The organism is Microbulbifer sp. VAAF005 (assembly GCF_030012985.1).
Lineage (GTDB): Bacteria > Pseudomonadota > Gammaproteobacteria > Pseudomonadales > Cellvibrionaceae > Microbulbifer.
Genome location: NZ_CP120233.1, coordinates 3,553,701 through 3,573,428, shown reverse-complemented (window position 1 = coordinate 3,573,428; position 19,728 = coordinate 3,553,701). Strand labels below are relative to the sequence as shown.

Genomic DNA, 19,728 nt, shown 5'->3' with positions numbered 1-19,728 from the left:
GCCGAACAATCCAACAATCACTTCTAACGGGTCAGTAAGTCCCGCCCGTGAAGCATGGTGTATTCAATATCTTCAATCGCTTTTGGAGCCGCTGCTGAGAGGATCTGAGGCCCTCTATTGGTAAGTGCGACATCATCTTCAATTCGAATCCCGATCCCGCGAAATTCTGCGGGAATACTCTCATCGTCCTCCGGGACATAAATTCCGGGTTCGACCGTCATTACCATTCCGGCTTCCAGCTGGCGCCAAGCTCCATGAATGCGATAATCACCCACATCGTGCACATCCATGCCCAGCCAATGGCCAACCCGGTGCATATAAAACTGCCGATAAGCGCCAGACTCTATCAACCCCTGGGTGTCGCCTCGCAACAGTCCTAAATCGACCAACCCCTGAGTGATTATCTCAACACTGGCAGCGTGGGGATGGTCCCAGTGATTGCCCACTGAAACCTGTTCAATCGCCGCTTGCTGTGCCGCCAAAACGATCTCATAAAGTGCGCGCTGCGGTCCGCTAAATGAACCATTAACCGGATAGGTGCGAGTAATATCGGCCACATAACCACGGTACTCACACCCCGCATCCACCAGCACCAAGTCCCCATCGCGCAACTGGGCATTGTTACTGCAATAATGCATCACCAACGCATTGCCACCACCCCCAACGATAGTGGGATAGGCTGTTTCCCGGGCTCCGGAGTCGACAAAGGTATGCAGGAGGGCAGCCTCTAGCTGGTATTCGTAAAGGCCCGGCTGGCATCGGGTCATAGCCCGGCTGTGTGCCTCGGCACTGATTTTGGCCGCCTGCTCCATTAAGCGAATTTCCTGGGCTGACTTAATCAGTCGCATTTCCCGCAACTGGTAATCGAGGTCGACCATTTCCGGTGCACCCCCGGTATCCGGCGCTGCGGTAATCCGCTCCAGGTAATTGCGGAGTCGCTTATCCAAATGGGCGTAGCGGCCCATGGGGAAATAGAGCAGCTCGCGCCCTTCTAGCAGCCCCGGCAAAATATCATCGAGATCACCGATGGGAAATGCATCGTTCAAGCCGCACTGCTGCATCGCGCGCTCCGGCCCCAGGCGCGGGCCATCCCACTTTTCTTTTTCCGCATCGCGCTCGCGACAGAACAACAAGGTTTCTCCCTGTGTTCGTCCCGGCACCAAAACCAGCAGCGCTTCCGGTTCATCAAACCCAGTGAGATACAAAAAATCACTGTCCTGGCGAAACGGAAAATAAGTATCCCGGGAACGCAGTTGCTCCCCAGCAGATGACACGATTGCCAAACTACCTGCGGGCAATTCTGCCATCAGGCTGTTGCGTCGGCGGGCGTACTCAGATCGACTGATTCCCGCTGTGGTTTTCGGGGTCTTAGACATCAGTGAATGGTGGGCTCGCTATTGGAGTCCTTACCCCTTACCTCAGTAAATATATTGAGTACGGCTACTCGCACGTATTCCTGCAGTTCCACCAGTTGCAGCTCCGTCTCCTCACCCTCTTCAACATGTTCGGCATCCAATTGGGCGATGGCACTTATATCTTTTAAAGCTTCGTCACTGGTGGGCATCAATTTTTCCCGGGCCCCGCCGACACCAAAGCCGTGCAGGAACCCATCGCACCAATGACCCAGCGCCAGAGCGCGGGAGACAACATCTTCGTCATCGCACAGCACCAACTGAAAATCGAAGTTAGAGCCGTCGAGCTGCTTGTGGCTTTCCTCAGTCAGCTGGAAAAAATCCCGATTGAGATCTGCCGGCACCGCTTCCACATCGAGCAATCCGGCCAGCTCATTCTGCCAACGCTGTTTGTCCGGTCGCTCGCCCGCCGCCAAAATGCCACAGATAAAACCGTGCAATTCACTGGGGTCAGCCTGCCCCCCAGCTGAGAGAATGGCGTTGGCGAGGAGTTCAAATCGGCTAGCTTCAGAAGTCATGGTTACCGTACAGCTTTTTGTAAATTAGGCTTTTCAATCCGGCCGTCACACTGGTGCCAAACCGGGAATTTGAGGCATTAAGAGACAATTTTGTGATTGTCCGCGCAGGTGCAGCGATTGACCCACCAATACGCCGGCAATATAGTAGCGGAATCCCTCGCAGTCTGTCGTGTTGCGAACTCAGACGTCGACCTCAAATGCAGGAAATATGGATAAGCTGCAAGCGCTAGAAAGCACCGTGGATTCACTCATTGCCCGCTGTCAACAATTGGCGGATGACAATCGTGAATTACGCCGGCAGGAAGCCGACTGGCTGCGTGAACGCCAGCGCCTGATAAAAAATAACGAGGCCGCCCGCTCGCGGGTAGAAGCTATGATTAACCGTCTTAAGGGGCTAACGCAAGATACCTGATGTCTGAAACCGCATCACCCTCCGAAACTGTAACTGTTTCTATTCTCGATAAAGAGTACCGTGTCGCCTGCGCGGAAAGCGAGCGCGCCGGACTACAGGCTTCGGCACACCTGCTACACGAACGCATGTCCCGCATCCGCGCAACGGGTACTGTCATCGGCTTAGAGCGTATCGCCGTAATGGCAGCGCTTAATATTGCTCACGAGCTTATCCAGGCGAAAGCTGAGCTCAGCTCCATTCCCCTGCAAGAGGAAATGTTGGAGCGACTTACTGATAAGGTGCAAAACGCACTGGGCGAAATAGACTCGGAAGAAAAACTTCAGGAGTAAGGTGACAAGAAGCCACTTTCTGCTACTGGTCATTTCATCTAAATTTCTGGTTAACAGCCCCCGCTCTACAAGTTATAATTGGTTCATACCCTGGGGTGTTGGCCAGCAGACTATGTCCTTGAGCCGATAATCTTACCCCGGTGGTTTCCAGCGAGTGCTGGTGTGCAAGTCCGCCTTGTAGCGGAAAGCCTTATGTACTCCGGATCCCACCACCTTGAACCTTACGGTTCAAGGCTCCGTCTACAGCCGCACACTCGGGGTACCCTATTTCTTCACGCTCTTCTCTTCCCACAATGACTGAAACCAAAACGCAACTGCGCCGCCGTATGCGCGCGGGGCGACGGGAACTCAGCGCCTATCAACAGCGTTTGCATGGCCGTGCAGCCATCACTCTCCTGAGCCGTATCCCACAAATGAATCGAGCAGCGCATGTCGGTATCTATTGGCCGACTGATGGCGAGCTGGATGTCCGCTACCTGCTGCAACGTTTTCCACAAAAACATTTTTATTTGCCACAGCTGCCGGCAGAACCACACCCCCACCTCCGGTTCAGGCGTTGGCAAGGCGAACCCCTGGCTTTTCGCAATCGCTATCGCATTCCGGAGCCAGTGCGCACGACTTACCGCGCTCCCAAGCTCCTGGATCTGGTTTTAGTTCCCCTCGTCGCCTTCGATCCCGGTGGAGCACGCCTGGGAATGGGGGCCGGTTTCTACGACCGTACTTTTGAGCGCAAACAGTTATTTCCAGGCACGGGGCCACAACTTATTGGCGCAGCGCACCATCTACAGTGTGTGGATAACTTACCCACGGACAATTGGGATATTCCACTGGATATGGTGGTGACTGAGCAAAGGATTTATCGCTGCCGCTAAAAAGTGATTGGCGGAGCACAAAAAAAGCCGGACACCTGGGTGTCCGGCTTTTTTTGTGTTTGCTCGTGGGCAGAGCGCCCCCCGGCATCAGCCTAACGGGTAACCACTCCCTGTTGCAGAGCAGCCGGCGGTTCAGCTTCGGAAGAAAATACCTCAGATAAACCACTGGTACTCAACAGAACGCCCGCGACAAAGACAACCACAGCGATTGTCAGCGCATCGGCTTTCATTGGGACCATCCTGTACGATAATTTTGTTTTTATATGCGTTTCGCCCCGCTTATGACCAAAGCCACAGCAAAAGTTCCACGCGAATAGACAATACTCAAGAAGCGGCGTAATAGTAACCGTTTATTGGATATTTTATGAGTTTTTTGTCTCAAAATTAGACAAGCAAGTTCGACAAAACAGGATTTGCAGTCTATACACCTTTCAATAAATGAGACGCCTTTCTCAGGTAACCGAAAGAGATGGTTTAAGCGCCCAAAAATAAGCGATAAGCCGGGTTCTCCGTTTCGTCCCAAAAACGAAAGTGAAGCTGATGTAGCAGTGCCTGCAACTCGCCCCGCGCAGCCGGCTCTACCTGTAACCCAACCAAAACCCGCCCATAAGCTGCCCCGTGGTTGCGATAGTGAAACAGGGTTATATTCCAGCGCCCGGCAAGATGCTCGAGGAACTTGCGCAAGGCCCCCGGACGCTCGGGAAATTCAAAGCGATAAATGACCTCATCGGGCAAGCCCGGTACTCTACCTCCCACTAAATGGCGAATATGCAGTTTCGCCATTTCGTTATCGGTGAGATCGGTAACCTGATAATCTTTGGACTCAAGCTGACTAACCAATTGGCTGCGGTCTTCCTCAGATACCACCTGCAGACCCACAAAGATATGCGCTTCGTTATCACTGGCAAAACGATAGTTAAACTCAGTGATTGAACGGTCCCCTAAATCCCGACAGAACTGCAGATAACTTCCCGGTTGCTCAGCAATTTTTACCGCGAGAACCGCCTCGCGCTTTTCACCGATCTCAGTGCGCTCGCTAATGTAGCGCAGGCGATCAAAATTAATATTGGCTCCACTACACACTGTGGCGAAGGTGCCGTTGCGATTGTCGTGTTGTTCCAAATATTTCTTCAACCCCGCCAAGCCAACGGCTCCAGCCGGCTCAGCGATAGAGCGTGTATCCTCGAATATATCCTTAATGGCCGCACAGATTTCATCGGTACTTACAGTGATAACCCCATCCACGGTTTCGCGCAGAACCCGGAAGGTCTCCTCACCGATTTGTGCAACGGCAACACCATCGGCAAACAAGCCCACCTCCGCTAGCCGAGCGCGCTCGCCGGCTTTCAGCGCGGCCTCCAGACAGGCAGCATCCTGTGGCTCTACACCGTACACTTTGGTTTCCGGACGTACATATTTGATATAGGCGGCCATGCCTGCGGCTAAACCACCCCCTCCGACCGGAATAAACACCGCGTCCAGATTGCCCGAGTGCTGGCGTAACATCTCCATAGCCACGGTGCCCTGGCCGGCGATCACATCGGGGTCATCGTAGGGGTGGATAAATACCAGCCCCCGCTCTTCAACCAGCTCCCGAGCCCTCGCCGCTGCTTCATCAAAGGTATCCCCATGTAGCACGACTTCGGCACCGCGCATGCGCACAGCACTCACCTTAATTTGCGGGGTGGTTTTGGGCATCACTATAGTCGCGCGTACTCCCATTTGAGCTGCGCTCAGGGCAAGCCCCTGGGCATGGTTGCCCGCCGATGCAGCGATCACTCCCCGGGCCCGCTCCTCGGCGGGCAACTGCAGGAGCTTGTTGTATGCCCCTCGAATCTTGAAGGAAAACACCGGCTGCAGATCTTCGCGCTTCAACAGAATCCGGTTGTTAAAGCGATGGGAGAGTTGGCGCATTTGCTCCAATGGCGTCTCGGTAGCGACATCGTAAATACGTGCGTCTAAAATGCGCTTGATATAGGACTTGGGCATGACGTGTTTGACGGCCGTAGCGGTTAATTACTGTGCGCGACTCAGCGTAGACTAATAGCAGGGTTACATAGGCCCTGTGTGCAGCGCAGCACCGGCATGACAGTCTAAGCCTTGAGAAGCATATTTGCCACAAAAAACAACCAGACGCGCTTTTTTTTATCGTCAGATACAAATTAATGCGAAATAATTGCAAAGGAAACTATCCAGAGTATGACCCAGGATGAATTGAAACAGGCGACAGCACGCGCCGCTATCGACTATATCGCCCCGCGCCTGGAGGACAATTCCATTGTCGGCGTAGGTACCGGTTCCACCGCTAACTTCTTTATCGATTACCTGGCGGAGATCAAAGGTACCTTTGACGGTACTGTGGCCAGTTCTGAAGCCTCCGCACAGCGCCTCAAGTCTCACGGCATTCCCGTTTATGAACTTAATGCCGTCGACAGCATCCAGTTCTATGTGGACGGTGCCGATGAAGTAAACCCCGCCCTTGAAATGATCAAAGGTGGTGGTGCTGCATTGACTAGAGAGAAAATCGTAGCGGCCTGCTCTGAAGAATTTATCTGCATTGCCGATGAGAGCAAGTGGGTAAAAGTCCTGGGAGAATTTCCCCTACCGGTTGAAGTTATCCCCATGGCGCGCTCGCTGGTTGCCCGAGAACTGGTTAAACTCGGCGGTGATCCGGTTTATCGTCAAGGTGTGATCACAGATAATGGCAATGCCATTCTCGATGTATACAATCTGCGTATCGAACACCCCACTGTCCTTGAAGAAACCATCAATAACATTACTGGTGTGGTGACCAACGGTATCTTTGCCAAGCGCTCCGCCGATATTTTACTGCTTGGCACCAGTGCCGGAGTGAAGACCATTACCGTTTAAACATGTCGTAAATAGTTATGCACAAAAAAAATAAAAAATGCGGACTGCTGGTTTTGCTCAGTGCTGTTGCACTGAGCAGCGGCTGTGCAACCGCGCCTCCAAGTAATCTCGACAACGTCTGCTCTATTTTCCAGGAAAAAAAGAAGTGGTACGGCGAGGCAAAAGACGCGGAGGAAAAATGGGGCTCTCCGATTGCTGTGATGATGGCAATCATGCACCAGGAATCCCGTTTTGTGCATGATGCCAAGCCCCCGCGCACCAAGATCCTGGGCTTTATCCCCGGCCCGAGGCCGTCCGATGCCTACGGTTATCCCCAGGCTCTGGGGACCACTTGGCGTCACTACCAAAGGTCTTCCTTTAACTACGGTGCCGATCGGGATGATTTTGGCGACGCCATCGATTTTATCGGCTGGTATAACAACACCAGTGCACGCCAGTGCCAGATACGCGCCAATGACACCTACAGCCTTTACCTCGCCTACCACGAGGGGCACGGTGGTTTTAATCGGCGCACTTTCCAGAATAAAGCCTGGCTAAAGAATGTATCCCACAAGGTATCTGCCAGGGCGCAAAAATATCAGCAACAACTCAATAGCTGCGAACAGTCGCTGAAAAAACGCAAGAAATTTCTCTGGATTTTCTAGCTGATCACAACGACCGTTAGTCGCAAGGCCCACCTCGGTTTAAATCCGGTGCAGTTTTCTTGCATTATGAGCGGCGGCAGCCGCTCACTAAATTTTATGACCTCACAACCACTCCAGGAAAAATTCTCCTTGCTGGCGGAAAAAGGCGCTACAAGGCGCCAGAAACTGACTACGCTGAAGACTAATAGCTACCCGCTTTAGACTTGGTACAGGTCACTAAAGCGCCGCCACAAGCATAAATTTACAGCCCCAACGTGACGCTGGGTGCTCCCTCTGAGAAGCAAAAGCGTCCTTATACTTTTTGGAGTGCCCGATGAAGCTCTTTTTGAAATACCTGGCTGTATTGGCAATATCACTCAGCGTGCCTATGACCTTCGCACAACCTGCTACCAGCCAAACAACCGCCCCCAAAGCTTCGTTTAGCGAACCGCAGCTCAAGCAATTTGCCAACGCCTATCGCTCTATCGTGATGCTGAGTCGAGAATACGCTCCCAAACTGAAAGCGGCTGCCGATATCAAGGAAGCGGAAGCGATCAACAAAGAAGCACAGGGAAAAATGATCGCCGCAATTGAAAAAGCCGGCCTTTCCAAAACCAAATACCAGGAAATTGCCAACAGCATTAAATCGAATCCCGCCCTACTGGAGAAAGTGAACAAAATTCTTCAGCAAAGCCACGCGCCACAGCAGTAATCCAACTTTGTGAGTGGCGCTCTGATCAGCTCATTGCGTCACTCAAATCCAGCTTTACATCTAACACCTGGCAAATAACCGGCAAATTGGTTTTCACCCAATTCTTGTCAAAAGACCCCCAATCACGCAGCAGGTAGTAGCCGTCATTGTGGCGCACGCCTTCCTGAATGAACTCTACAACCGTGCCATGCCCCGGTAATCCTTTCGCAATAATGTCCTGAACCGTACGGCGAGGCCATCCAGTTGCCTCCTCCAAAGTAGGATTATTGGGACGCGGAATATGCTCGATCAGGTAAGCAATCAACATTCGCCGGCAGATGGTCGGGTTTAACAGACTTGCAACAGACGTCGGTGACATTTGACCAGTCCTTCACTAACGGAATTTTCCCTATTGTTGACGAATATGACTTACAGGTCGAGGAAATAGTGATTCACTATCGCTATTAAACTTTAAAAGAACTGTCAGTCCACAGAGGATCAAGCATAGAAAATTGTTGAGAGCAAAACTGGGATTTTCAGTCGTTAACGCAAAAAATACACATTAAAAGACAGAAATAGACAACTTTTATTCCATAAGCCCATCAAGTTCGAAACTGTCACCACTAATAAAAGCACAGGCAGTTGCATATAAATTAAGCAGAAGCCTGACTTTCTCTCTCTGTTTGCGCATAATCCATACCGTAATACAGCAGCAGACAGAAAATAATTGTGAGGCTGAAAGAGTGGACAATGAAAACCCCAAACTCCGCGAAGCGGGGCTAGGTATTCCCGCCGCTGCGGTAAAGGCCCATCTGGTTGGCGCACAAGCGACCGGACTGGACTGCCAACAACTACTCATCGATAGCGGAATCGCCCCCGCCCAGCTAGATGATCCCGATAGCCGCGTTGGCCGGGAGCAGATGGCCAACTTGTTACGCCTTGAGTGGGATTTTCTGAACGATGAGTCAGGAGGATTCCTGGCGCGCCCTTGGCTGCCGGGCACTTTTGCCATGATGGGGCACGCTTGTATCACCTGTCCCAACCTGCGCCGAGCCCTGCTTCGCTCCAGCCGCTTTATCAGTATGGTGAGTGACGACTTGCACATCAAGCTGGTCGAGGATGGTGAAGAAGCTCGACTGATCATTCACCACACCAATGAAAAAAAATTGCCCAACCAAATTTTCGTCGAATCTATCGCGGTAATCTGGTTGCGCTTTTTTAGCTGGCTGATCGACCGTACCATTTTATTAGAGCGCGTTCTTCTGGCGTTTCCCCCGCCCGACTACAACGAAGACTACAGCGATATGTTCCCTTGCAGGCACTACTTTAACCAAGGTGAAACCTGCCTGGTATTTAACACTCGCTATTTGCAAATGCCCCTGGTACGCGATGAGCAACAGCTGGCAGACTTCCTGTCCCGCGCCCCCGAGTGCCTGTTGACCCAATACAAATCCGACCACAGTTTCACCGGTCGTATTCGCCGTATGCTGCAACAGCAAAATAGTATCGAAAATCTGTCACTGGATGATGTCGCCGCACGCTTGTACACATCTCCACAGACTCTGCGCCGCCGCCTCAAAGAGGAGGGCAACAGCTGGCAGGATATTAAAGACTCTGTTCGACGGGATATGGCGGTTTACCAGTTGAAACAACAGGAAACCGCTGTAGCTGAAATTGCCGAGCGCCTGGGCTTTTCCGAACCCAGCGCTTTTAATCGCGCATTTAAAAAGTGGACAGGGCTAGCTCCCGGAGCTTACAGGGATAAATTCCGTAGTTAAGGCGGCACTAAAAATCCCGGTCAAAAGACCGGGATTTTTTATAAATGAAATCCACCTTGGAAAATATCCTTTAAAGGGATTCCCGTATCCCGGCTACTCCTGAGAGTTTGTCACTACCCGGATACTAACTCGCTCAACATTGAGGGCTTTTTGGTCCCTCTTCTCTGACATATCTTCCGCAACAGGCTTAGCTGAGCCCATTCCTGTTGCAGTGATACGGTTTGCCGCTATCCCCTTCTTCAGTAGAAGTTCTTTCACAACATCCGCACGTTCTTGGGAAATTTCCTGCTCTGCAATTTCATTACCCTCACCTTTTACATGCCCTTCAATAGCAATGGTTAAGTTGGGGTTGTCCTGCATGATTTTTGCCAGAGCATCGATATCCTCAGCTGCAGGGTTGGTGATTTTTGCGGTTCCCTTTTCAAAGTTCACCCGCATGGGGAATTCCCGGTCGGGATTGTCTGAAAAGCTCTTGAGATAATCACGTAAATTACTGGAAAAGTTATCGGGGCCCAGTTGCGCTTCCTCTTCCGCTTTCTCAAGGGGGAATCCCCTACCGGCTGTGAAGCGGACTCCATAAAGCTCGCTTCCTGGGAGGTCATGGAAGGATTACTTTCTGAATTTTCCTTTTTCCCTTTCAACATACACATATTCAATGCGTAGAGAACCACAAGTACCAACAGCAAAGGAAAAAACCAGCTACTGAAACTCACCGGTTTACGTTTTTCTTCGGGCCCCTGAATTGCTGTAGCCCGAGGTTCCTGGGGTTTGGCGTGGCCATGGGTAACCAGAGCGTCTCCCAACTTCCCAAAATCTGGAACGTCGATTGCTTGAAGAAGGTTATCCGGTATATACCCCTGTAAATGCTCCCGCTGGCCAATCAGGAATGAAGCCAAGTCAGAAACATCCATTTTTTGAGCTTTGGCCTGGCTTTGCATCAACGAAGTAACTATCGGTGCGGATACACTCAATAGATCTCCGCCCTCTTTCCCCAAATTATTCGCTGCAACTTCCAGGACCTCTTTTTTACGACTGCTGAAAATTTTTTCCAGCATTTTCTCACCGATGTCTGTAATTGACTTCAACTTTTCTGGTGAGGAAATAGCGGTGGCGAATTTAGACAAATCCAGCGCTTCACTTTCAGAAATTAAATTAAATAAATAACCCATTCCTGTTTTACTACTGGCCCTGTTCAACATACCAGCCAGTATGTAAGCAACGCCTGAGCAGAGTGCAGCTTCACCTTGCCCTGCCGGCAAATTCAAAGCCTTTGTTAGCGCATCAATACCCCCGGAGCCCAATTGGCCGGTAGCCATATCCAAAACATTATCCGCCATAGCCAAACCTCGCTCACCACCTCAGGGACCATCAAAGTACATTTATTTGTCCGGGGTCACCCGTGTGTTACCCATTCAAATTTTTCTCAGCTGCCCTGAATCACCCATTACCCTGCCTGACATGGAATTCCTCCAGCCGCAAAGATAATTTAAGTGCCAATTTACCGTGCCAAAATTTCAATAGATTTAGGCGCCTTACTTGAGTGTACGGCAGTACCTCCACATGGTTAGGTTAATTTGGAATAAATAAAAAGATATTTGACTAGGAATTTTTCGGTAGTACCTGGAAGCTGAGTCATCTTCCGTGGCAATTTTTATCATTGAACCCAAGCTGCACCGCACTATGGTAATAAGCGAAACCATAAAATAAAAAGAGGCTAAAACCGTGCCAACCGAAGCCTACATCTACGATGCTATCCGCACCCCGCGGGGCAGAGGCAAATCCAGCGGTGCCCTTCACGAAGTCAAACCTATCACCCTGCTTTCAGATCTCCTGAAAGAATTACAGACCCGCAATAGATTCGACACTGCCAAAGTGGACGACATCGTTATGGGCTGTGTTACACCGATCGGAGATCAGGGTGCCGATATCGCAAAAGTTGCAGCTTTAGCTGCCAATTGGGACTGGGATATCGGTGGCGTAACCCTGAATCGCTTCTGTGCCTCCGGTGCCGAAGCGGTCAATCTCGCCGCTACCAAAGTTCGCTCCGGGTGGGAGCATCTGGTAGTGGCCGGAGGTGTAGAGTCCATGTCGCGGGTGCCCATGGGCAGCGACGGCGGCGCCTGGGCGATGGACCCACGCACAGCAATAGATACTGGATTTGCACCCCAGGGCATTGGCGCGGACTTGATCGCTACACTCGGCGGATTTTCCCGCGAGGATGTGGATAACTTTGCGCTGGACTCTCAGCACAAGGCGGCAGCCGCCTGGAAGCGCGGTGCTTTCGAAAAATCTGTGATTCCCGTACGCGACCAAAATGGCCTGACCATTCTCGATCACGACCAGCTGGTGCGCCCAGATGCGTCCATAGAGGCCCTGGCACAACTCAAGCCGTCCTTTGCCGGGATGGGTGACCTGTGCTTCGACAGCATTGCCATATCCCGTTACCCACAGGTCGAATCAATCAACCATGTTCACACTGCGGGAAATTCCTCAGGCATCGTCGATGGCGCAGCCGCCCTGCTGATCGGCAGTGAACAGGCCGGGCGGGATCTGGGGCTCAGCCCCCGCGCCCGTATTGTCTCCGCTGCGGTAGTGGGCACTGAGCCTACTATCATGCTCACAGGCCCCGCGCCCGCCACTCGCAAAGCCCTGAAGGCCGCAGGCCTGACGGTGCAGGATATTGACCTCTTTGAGGTGAATGAAGCCTTCGCGGCAGTGGTGATGCGTTTCCAACACGAGTTGGACGTGGACTCACAAAAACTCAACGTTAACGGCGGCTCAATCGCTATGGGCCACCCCCTCGGCGCGACTGGTGCAATGCTGATCGGCACAGTACTGGATGAGCTGGAACAACGGCAACTTCGCTACGGCCTGGTCACACTATGTGTGGGCGGCGGTATGGGTGTAGCAACCATTATCGAAAGAGTTTAGGGGGCAGACTATGAAATCCATTCGCCTGGAAAAAGACGATCACAATATTGTCCACCTGATCATGGACAACCCCAATGCCTCAGCCAATGTGATGGATCGGGATTTTACCGAGTCGCTGAGCGCAGCGGTTCAACAACTCAAGCAGCAAGAATTTTCTGGAATTATTGTTCGCTCCACAAAAAATACCTTTTTTGCCGGAGGCGACCTTAAGTCTTTATATGCTGCAAAAATTGAAGAAGCTAAACCTTTCTTCGAATCTTGCGAATCAATGAAAGCCAACCTGCGCTGGCTGGAAACCCAGGGTAAACCCGTCGTTGCTGCGATTAATGGCACAGCTTTGGGCGGTGGCTGGGAAATTGCCCTCAGCTGCCATCAGCGCATTGTTATCGATAGCACCGCAATAAAACTGGGATTGCCTGAAGTCACATTAGGCTTACTACCTGGTGGTGGCGGCTGTGTACGTATGCCCCGCCTTTTAGGCATCCAGGAGTCTCTACCCTACTTACTGGAAGGAAAACAGGTGAGGCCGCAACAGGCTCTCAAAGCCGGTCTGGTACATCAGCTCGTTACCAGTGAAAGTGAATTACTAGAGAAGGCTGTCTCTTATATTCGAGAGAATAGTGAGCAACCTGTTGCTCAACCCTGGGATCAACCGGATTACCGGATGCCGGGAGGGGACGCAAAGAACCCTAAAAATGCGCAGTTACTGATGATCGCCCCAGCAATGCTGGAGAAAAAAACCAAGGGATGTCTACCGGCGCCAGAGTCGATAATGGCAACCGTCGTCGAAGGGTCAAGGGTCGACTTCGAAACTGCTACGCGAATTGAATCCCGACACTTTGTAGGCCTCGCTTGCGGGCAGGTTGCCAAAAACATGATTGGTACTTTCTGGTTTGCACTCAATGAGGTCAAAGCCGGAGCATCACTGCCCGCCGCCGCCCGCGATCATAAAACGTCGCCCATGCAAAAAATTGGCATACTCGGCGCCGGCATGATGGGCTCAGCCATTGCCTACGCCTGTGCCAGTAAAGGTGTTGATGTCGTATTAAAAGATGTATCCATGGAAGGTGCCTTAGCCGGCAAACAATATGCAGAGAAATCCCTGCAAAAACGCTTACAGCGGGGTCGCATTACCGAGGACAAGGTCAATCAGATCCTCTCCCGTATCACGCCCACAGACAGCAATACCGACCTGGCTGATTGTGAGTTGGTGATAGAAGCAGTTTTCGAAGACCGGGAACTCAAGCGTAAAGTTACCCAGGAAGCCGAGGCACAGCTGCCGAAAAATGCAGTATTTGCTTCCAATACTTCGACACTGCCGATCACTGGGCTCGCTCAAGCTTCCGACCGTCCCCAGCAATTTATCGGCCTACATTTCTTCTCCCCTGCCGACAAGATGCCACTGGTGGAAATTATCTGTGGAGAGCAAACCAGTGATGAGACTCTCGCCCAAGCCTTCGCCTTTGTATTGCAGATTGGCAAGACTCCTATCGTTGTCAACGACAGCCGTGGCTTCTTCACCTCAAGGGTATTCGGCTGCTTTACCAATGAAGGTATCGGCATGCTCAGCGAAGGGGTTAATCCCGCCACCATTGAAAATGCCGCAGCTTTAGCTGGCTTCCCAGTCGGCCCTCTAGCTGTTAGTGACGAGGTCTCCCTAACGCTGATGAGCCGGATACGCCAGCAGACCATCAACGACCTGCAAAAAGAGGGTAAACCCGCCCCCACGCATCCCGCCGACGGAGTGATCGACCGAATGCTTGAAGTTGGTCGCGCTGGTAAGGCTGCAGGTGGCGGCTTCTATACTTACCCTGAGGGCGGGAAAAAGCACTTATGGAGTGGCCTTGAGAAGGAGTTTCCCGCCAAAGAGGCACTGCCGATAGAAGATGTGAAGGAACGGCTGCTGTTTATTATGGCTCTGGAGACACTTCGCTGTTATCAAGAGGATGTGCTACGCAGCGTACGCGATGCCAATATTGGCTCTATCTTCGGTATCGGCTTCCCACCCTGGACCGGTGGTGCATTGCAATACATCAGCCAGTTTGGCCTGAAAGCGTTTACCCAACGCGCCCAGCAACTGGCTGATGCATATGGAGATCGATTTGCCCCACCAGCAATTTTGCTGGATCTGGCAGAGTCAGGAAAAGCTCTGGCGGACAACCCTTAACCCAGGGGTTTGAGCGATGTAAACAGGCTTTTAAAATCTCGCTGTTTACATCGCCTATCAAAACACTGGTTCAATTTTTCAGCAATAAAATGCGGTGGTGTAAGGATGGTACCAAGAACTGTTTACAACGAAGATCACGAACAGTTTCGAGAAACTTTACGTAAATTTTTAGAAAATGAAGCTGTACCCTACCACCATCAGTGGGAAAAAGATGGTCAGGTAGATCGTAAACTGTGGAATAAAGCTGGAGAAATGGGCTTTCTGTGTCCGCAAGTTGACGAAAAGTATGGTGGCTTGGGGTTGGACTATGGCTACAACTCCATTATTGATGAGGAGGTAGCCCGGGCGGGACTTTCCGGTATTGGCTGGGGCCTGCACTCTAATATTGCAGTGCCCTACATTATTAATTACGGCACGGAAGAACAGAAGAAAAAGTACCTTCCCAAATGCATTAGTGGTGAGATGATTACCGCTATCGCCATGTCCGAACCTGGTGCCGGATCAGATCTACAAGGCGTGAGAACTACAGCTGTGCGCAAAGGGGATCACTATCTGCTAAATGGCTCCAAGATTTTTATTACCAATGGACAGCAAGCAGATCTGGTTATTGTCGTGGCCAAAACCGACCCTCACGAGGGGGCATCTGGAGTCAGCTTGTTACTCGTCGAAGCAGACAGCCCCGGATTCAAGAAAGGTAGTAACCTGGAAAAAATAGGAATGAAGGCCCAGGATACTTCAGAACTCTTTTTTGATGATGTCAGGGTTCCTGCGGAAAACCTTCTCGGTGGCGAGGGACAAGGGTTTATTTATTTAATGCAGGAGTTGCCTCAAGAGCGTTTAAGCGTGGCAATTTATGCTATATCCAATGCTGAAGCTGCCCTACAATGGACTATTGATTACGTACGGGATCGCAAGGCTTTTGGTAAACCTATTTCTGCCTTCCAAAACACACAATTCAAGCTGGCAGAGTTGGACAGTGAGTTAACTGCCCTTCGAGTATTTATCGATCGTTGCCTGGAGCTTCACTATAAAAAGGAGCTCGATGTTGCAACGGCGGCAAAGGCAAAATTACTGAGTACGGATTTCCAGTGCAAACTTCTGGATGAATGTGTCCAGTTACACGGAGGCTACGGTTATATGTGGGAATATCCCATCGCCCGATCCTGGGCCGACGCCCGTGTAGGAAGAATCTATGCTGGGACCAATGAAATCATGAAATTGATTATCTCCCGTGAACTTCTACGCGACGACTAAGTTAAAGCCCTGGCTTTAAATTTCTGTTCTCAATTAAAATAATGAAATAAAAAGTGAAACAGCAAAAGAATAAGCACTGTGCCCCATTGGAAGGGCTTAAGGTACTCGATTTTTCCACGCTCCTCCCCGGTCCCTATGCCACTATGTTATTGGCGGACCTGGGCGCGGAAGTACTAAGAATTGAGTCGCCCTCTCGGCCTGATTTGTTGAGGGGATTTCCACCACTAGTCGATGACTCTGCTTCCTTATCTGCCGCACATGCAACCATTAACCGCAACAAGCGCTCATTGGCGATAGACTTAAAAAGCCCCAAAGCAAAAGAGGTAATTCATCGGTTACTTCAGCAATACGATATCGTTATTGAGCAATTTCGCCCAGGTGTAATGGATCGCCTGGGCCTTGGTTACCAAAACTTAAGCCAACAGTGTGAAGACATTATCTATTGTTCGATCACTGGATATGGCCAGACAGGGCCATTAAAACAGCGTGCTGGACACGATATCAATTACCTTGCACTATCTGGCCTAGCCAGTTATTCCGGCAATCGCAGCCATGGCCCTTGCCTGAGTGGCACCCAGATAGCAGATATCGCCGGCGGTTCTCATCATGCGGTCATGTCAATACTGGCAGCAGTATATCATCGCCAGAGAACTGGTGAGGGAAGTTACATCGATATCAGCATGACAGACTGTAGCTTTGCTTTAAACGCAATCAGTGGAGCTAATGCCCTTGCTTTAAATAGCTCTCCAGAAATTGAGTCTGAGCTATTGAATGGTGGCAGCTATTACGATTACTACCGAACGGCGGACAATCGCTTTTTGTCAGTAGGCAGTTTAGAACCACAATTTGCGGAACAGTTTTTCATAAAAATTGGGCATAAAGAGTGGATGGATCGAATCCTTCAAGACGACCAACAAGAAAAACTCAAAGAGGATATCGCCAAGATTATCGCCAGCAAGACCCAGAAGGAATGGTTAGCCGTATTTCAGAGCGTCGATGCATGTATTGAACCTGTACTCAATTTTACAGAAGCCGCCGATAGCGAACTTATCCAATCCAGGGAGATGATCACCTCAATAGATGGAGGAATCAAACAGATCAACACCCCCTTTAGATTTAATCGCAAGAAGCCACTTTCTTTCAGCCGGGGAGCATCTCTGGGAGAACATAACCATACCGTATTGAGTGAGCTCGGTTTTAGTGCAGAAGAAATCGAGGAAATATGTGAAACTCAAGTTGTTCCCCACTAGTCACATTGAATACGATCGATAAGGCGGCGAATAGCTGCCTCTAATCCCCGCCCCCGCCGCAGCCACCACCGCAACTGCTTCCAGAGTCTGAAGTAGAGTCATTACTCCAAAATCCACCGTTACTACTATCGGATGAACCGCCCTCACAACTCGCGGCACAACCAATATGACTGGCACAATAATCTGATGAGAGGTTAGTTCTAGAACAGCAATTTAGTGAATAATGAAAGCCGTCTTTAATTTCCAGCTGTTTATCAATTGAAAAAATCAGAGGCAGCGACTTAGGCTTGGATGGGTTAATTCCACCATGAGCACAAGCTATTCGCCATGCTCTCTTAATCCCCTCACCAGTAGTATTCTTACTTGGCATAACTTCATTGGGCGTATGATGTAGAAAATAACCAAAAGATTTATTACAGAAACTCTTATATAACTGTGTACTTAATATAAATTCATGCCAAGCAATATCGACAACTTGAGATGGCATAGCAACCATTTTTCTGCCAGCAGTTTGACAGATAATAAAATAATCTCTTAAAGCATCAAGCACTATGCCCAGCTGTTTGTTGCTGAGGTGAGGATATGTTTTCTTTACCTTTTGTTTAAGCGAAGGATGAAATTGATATTCTCTCAAAAATCGCTGCCTTTCTGTTTTTCGATAAAATAAAAAACCATAGTGCTTACGATCAATAGACCAACCACCATAGCAACTCCCATTGTTATTAAATACTTATCATTCGAAAGTAAGTCATTAAAAATAAAATACCGCAATGTAATCTCAAAAAGATCTTTATGCCACCTTCTTTTAACGGATTAGAGTACCAAGTAGAAGTTTACCGACCGGCCTTGAAGTATTTTTCCACATTTACTAAGATACGGCATATCAACTTTTCTATTTGGGGTCATTTACGCCAATGAATTAAGCCTTGCACACACTGGAGATAACCCGGCTTCTCAAGAGGCCATCAATTCCCGTGCAAGTGGCGTACTCCATTCTCTACAACTTTCTCTCAAGATCATGGTATTGCGCCACCCATTCCGACTACCGGAGGGTGACATGCAGAGCATTTGTTCTATAAAAAATCTTTCCTTAAACTTCCCTGAGAAATCTCTATTTAAGGGGATCCATCTTGACCTCCCTCCGGGATTTACTAGCTTAGTGGGAAATAATGGCAGTGGAAAATCGACTTTTTTAGAGACTTTGATTGGGAAACTAAAGCCTGAACAGGGAAGTATTACTTGGTATATGGACTACCTTAAAGTGGATCAAGTGAGCAGCAATTCCAACAAGAGAATTGTAGATATATTCGACCCTACGGGTCTCTATGACTGTTTTTCACGTATTGAATCTGGCAATCAGAGTGAGGAAGATCTGATGCGTGTCTCAGATTCATGGGAGCTACCTATAATTTGGCAACAGAATTTATACAGCGCCGGAATAAATCTCACGTTAGACACTCCTATCGGCAATCTTAGCGGTGGTGAAAGAGTCCGACTGGCTTTAATCAATGCCTTCTCTCATAAAAAATATTACCTGCTACTGGATGAGCCTAGTAATCACCTAGATTCAGACGGTAGAAAATGGTTACAGCAGAAAATTAGAAACCATTCTGCCGGAATTCTAATGGTCAGTCATGATCGAAGCTTACTCCAACAAGCTGACACGATAGTGGAACTAGATTCAGGAAAACTACGCACATATGGTGGTAACTATTCACACTACAAGAAAGAAAAAGAGATACAGAGACAGTCTGTAGAAAAGAAAATTGAAAGTACCAAAAAGAAGATAAAAAGCCTAACCAAACTTAAGCAAAGTTCTGCTGAAAAAACTACAACCAGGAAAAACCAGGGTAAGAAATTAAAAGGTTCCCAATGTAAATCGCTACTAGATGCGAAAAAAGATCGTGCAGGGCAAAGTTTAGGCAAGCTGACTAGAAACCTTGATCGTCAGCACCATAAGTTAAAGCTAGATTTAGAAAGTTGCCAAAAGGACTATAAGAGTCATAAGCTCCCAAATATGCAACTTAGCAAAACAGGGCTAACGGGTGGTATTCGTCTGCATGTTGAGGATCTCAAACTTCCCTACGGTATTCAGAGTGATCCCATATCACTTACCATGCACAGTGGCGATCGCTGGCATATTTGTGGCGCCAATGGTAGCGGAAAGACAACGCTACTAAAGATCATTGCTGGTCGAGTTAAACCTCGCAGCGGTTTGTGTAAAACTTTTGGCAGCTGTTTTTATCTGGATCAGAACCTAAGTCAACTAAATGGAAATCTATCTGCCTTGGAAACTTTATCCCGCCTGCACACTGATAAAGATACCAACTTCTGGCGCACAGCCCTAGCCACAATGAATATTCGAGGTGATTCTGCACTTCGCTCTACCAATACTTTAAGTGGAGGGGAGCGACTAAAGGTTGCTTTACTTGCCGCTACTCATGGCACTGAGGCACCAGACCTGCTACTACTGGACGAACCGGACAATCACTTGGATCTGGAGTCGCGTATAGCGCTGGAAACTGCGCTGGTAGAATACCCCGGAACATTTTTATTGATCTCCCATGACTCTACTTTTGTAGAAAATGTGGGAGTGAATAGAAGGATCTATCTATAGGCA

19 protein-coding genes, 1 other RNA gene and 1 pseudogene are annotated in these 19,728 nt (G+C 49.7%); 13 read left to right on the top strand and 8 right to left on the bottom strand.

Annotated features, from left to right (window positions below):
• Window positions 1–23: 23 nt before the first annotated feature.
• Together pepP and P0078_RS16075 are read right to left on the bottom strand one after the other, a co-directional pair.
• Window positions 24–1,376 (bottom strand): Xaa-Pro aminopeptidase, encoded by a 1,353-nt coding sequence (gene pepP, locus P0078_RS16080; protein WP_282930939.1) that lies wholly within the window; start codon window positions 1,374–1,376, stop codon window positions 24–26.
• Entirely contained in the window at window positions 1,376–1,930 is a 555-nt protein-coding gene (locus P0078_RS16075) for a UPF0149 family protein (RefSeq protein WP_282930938.1), read from the bottom strand. The genes pepP and P0078_RS16075 overlap by 1 nt, the downstream gene beginning before the upstream one ends.
• 208 nt (window positions 1,931–2,138) lie before the next feature.
• Here P0078_RS16075 and P0078_RS16070 point away from each other — a divergent pair, with 208 nt between their 5' ends.
• The 4 genes from P0078_RS16070 to P0078_RS16055 all read left to right on the top strand — a co-directional run bounded on the left by P0078_RS16070 (window position 2,139) and on the right by P0078_RS16055 (window position 3,543).
• Window positions 2,139–2,342 (top strand): TIGR02449 family protein, encoded by a 204-nt coding sequence (locus P0078_RS16070; protein WP_108734784.1) that lies wholly within the window; start codon window positions 2,139–2,141, stop codon window positions 2,340–2,342.
• Window positions 2,342–2,671, top strand: a complete 330-nt coding sequence (locus P0078_RS16065; RefSeq protein WP_282930937.1) for a cell division protein ZapA — start codon at window positions 2,342–2,344, stop codon at window positions 2,669–2,671. The genes P0078_RS16070 and P0078_RS16065 overlap by 1 nt, the downstream gene beginning before the upstream one ends.
• An 84-nt stretch (window positions 2,672–2,755) precedes the next feature.
• Window positions 2,756–2,936, top strand: a non-coding RNA gene (gene ssrS / locus P0078_RS16060) — 6S RNA.
• 28 nt (window positions 2,937–2,964) lie between these two features.
• Window positions 2,965–3,543 (top strand): 5-formyltetrahydrofolate cyclo-ligase, encoded by a 579-nt coding sequence (locus tag P0078_RS16055; protein WP_282930936.1) that lies wholly within the window; start codon window positions 2,965–2,967, stop codon window positions 3,541–3,543.
• A 92-nt stretch (window positions 3,544–3,635) separates the two neighbouring features.
• Here P0078_RS16055 and P0078_RS16050 read toward each other — a convergent pair whose 3' ends face one another.
• Both P0078_RS16050 and ilvA read right to left on the bottom strand, forming a co-directional pair.
• Entirely contained in the window at window positions 3,636–3,773 is a 138-nt protein-coding gene (locus P0078_RS16050; RefSeq protein ID WP_192879435.1) for a hypothetical protein, read from the bottom strand.
• Between the two features lie 244 nt (window positions 3,774–4,017).
• Window positions 4,018–5,535 (bottom strand): annotated as a pseudogene (ilvA, locus tag P0078_RS16045) (threonine ammonia-lyase, biosynthetic); the annotation flags it as partial.
• Between the two features lie 207 nt (window positions 5,536–5,742).
• Between ilvA and rpiA the strand changes: the two are divergent.
• The 3 genes from rpiA (at window position 5,743) to P0078_RS16030 (ending at window position 7,749) form a co-directional block, all read left to right on the top strand.
• Window positions 5,743–6,414: a ribose-5-phosphate isomerase RpiA gene (gene rpiA / locus P0078_RS16040; RefSeq protein ID WP_282930934.1), complete on the top strand. Its 672-nt coding sequence runs from the start codon at window positions 5,743–5,745 to the stop codon at window positions 6,412–6,414.
• 17 nt (window positions 6,415–6,431) lie between these two features.
• Window positions 6,432–7,058 carry a transglycosylase SLT domain-containing protein gene (locus P0078_RS16035; RefSeq protein ID WP_282930933.1) on the top strand — a complete coding sequence of 209 codons (627 nt, stop codon included), beginning with the start codon at window positions 6,432–6,434 and terminating at the stop codon, window positions 7,056–7,058.
• 313 nt (window positions 7,059–7,371) lie between these two features.
• Window positions 7,372–7,749, top strand: coding sequence for a DUF4168 domain-containing protein (locus tag P0078_RS16030; RefSeq protein ID WP_282930932.1), 378 nt, complete (start codon window positions 7,372–7,374; stop codon window positions 7,747–7,749).
• Between the two features lie 25 nt (window positions 7,750–7,774).
• On the opposite strand, the gene P0078_RS16025 is transcribed toward P0078_RS16030, so the two are convergent.
• Window positions 7,775–8,107: a helix-turn-helix domain-containing protein gene (locus P0078_RS16025; RefSeq protein ID WP_282930931.1), complete on the bottom strand. Its 333-nt coding sequence runs from the start codon at window positions 8,105–8,107 to the stop codon at window positions 7,775–7,777.
• 364 nt (window positions 8,108–8,471) lie between these two features.
• Here P0078_RS16025 and P0078_RS16020 point away from each other — a divergent pair, with 364 nt between their 5' ends.
• Window positions 8,472–9,506: an AraC family transcriptional regulator gene (locus tag P0078_RS16020; RefSeq protein WP_282930930.1), complete on the top strand. Its 1,035-nt coding sequence runs from the start codon at window positions 8,472–8,474 to the stop codon at window positions 9,504–9,506.
• Window positions 9,507–9,599: 93 nt separating this feature from the next.
• Here the strand turns inward: P0078_RS16020 and P0078_RS16015 are convergent, their stop codons facing one another.
• Together P0078_RS16015 and P0078_RS16010 are read right to left on the bottom strand one after the other, a co-directional pair.
• Complete coding sequence (locus P0078_RS16015; protein ID WP_282930929.1) at window positions 9,600–9,944, bottom strand: OmpA family protein; 345 nt, start codon at window positions 9,942–9,944, stop codon at window positions 9,600–9,602.
• Complete coding sequence (locus P0078_RS16010; RefSeq protein WP_282930928.1) at window positions 9,935–10,843, bottom strand: DUF937 domain-containing protein; 909 nt, start codon at window positions 10,841–10,843, stop codon at window positions 9,935–9,937. Before P0078_RS16010 ends, P0078_RS16015 begins: the two co-directional genes overlap by 10 nt.
• Before the next feature lie 385 nt (window positions 10,844–11,228).
• Here P0078_RS16010 and P0078_RS16005 point away from each other — a divergent pair, with 385 nt between their 5' ends.
• From P0078_RS16005 to P0078_RS15990, 4 genes are all read left to right on the top strand, one after another.
• Window positions 11,229–12,437, top strand: a complete 1,209-nt coding sequence (locus P0078_RS16005) for an acetyl-CoA C-acetyltransferase (protein WP_282930927.1) — start codon at window positions 11,229–11,231, stop codon at window positions 12,435–12,437.
• Window positions 12,438–12,447: 10 nt separating this feature from the next.
• A complete protein-coding gene (locus P0078_RS16000; protein WP_282930926.1) occupies window positions 12,448–14,604 on the top strand; it encodes a 3-hydroxyacyl-CoA dehydrogenase NAD-binding domain-containing protein in 2,157 nt (718 codons plus the stop codon).
• 105 nt (window positions 14,605–14,709) lie between these two features.
• On the top strand, window positions 14,710–15,858 hold the full coding sequence (locus P0078_RS15995) for an acyl-CoA dehydrogenase family protein (protein WP_282930925.1): 1,149 nt from the start codon (window positions 14,710–14,712) through the stop codon (window positions 15,856–15,858).
• A gap of 53 nt (window positions 15,859–15,911) precedes the next feature.
• Window positions 15,912–17,108 carry a CaiB/BaiF CoA transferase family protein gene (locus P0078_RS15990; RefSeq protein WP_282930924.1) on the top strand — a complete coding sequence of 399 codons (1,197 nt, stop codon included), beginning with the start codon at window positions 15,912–15,914 and terminating at the stop codon, window positions 17,106–17,108.
• A gap of 40 nt (window positions 17,109–17,148) precedes the next feature.
• On the opposite strand, the gene P0078_RS15985 is transcribed toward P0078_RS15990, so the two are convergent.
• The gene (locus P0078_RS15985) at window positions 17,149–17,799 is read right to left on the bottom strand and encodes a glycine-rich domain-containing protein (RefSeq protein ID WP_502867298.1); all 651 of its coding nucleotides are present in this window, start codon (window positions 17,797–17,799) and stop codon (window positions 17,149–17,151) included.
• A 327-nt stretch (window positions 17,800–18,126) separates the two neighbouring features.
• Between P0078_RS15985 and P0078_RS15980 the strand changes: the two genes are divergently transcribed.
• Window positions 18,127–19,725, top strand: coding sequence for an ABC-F family ATP-binding cassette domain-containing protein (locus tag P0078_RS15980; protein ID WP_282930922.1), 1,599 nt, complete (start codon window positions 18,127–18,129; stop codon window positions 19,723–19,725).
• Window positions 19,726–19,728: the final 3 nt, after the last annotated feature.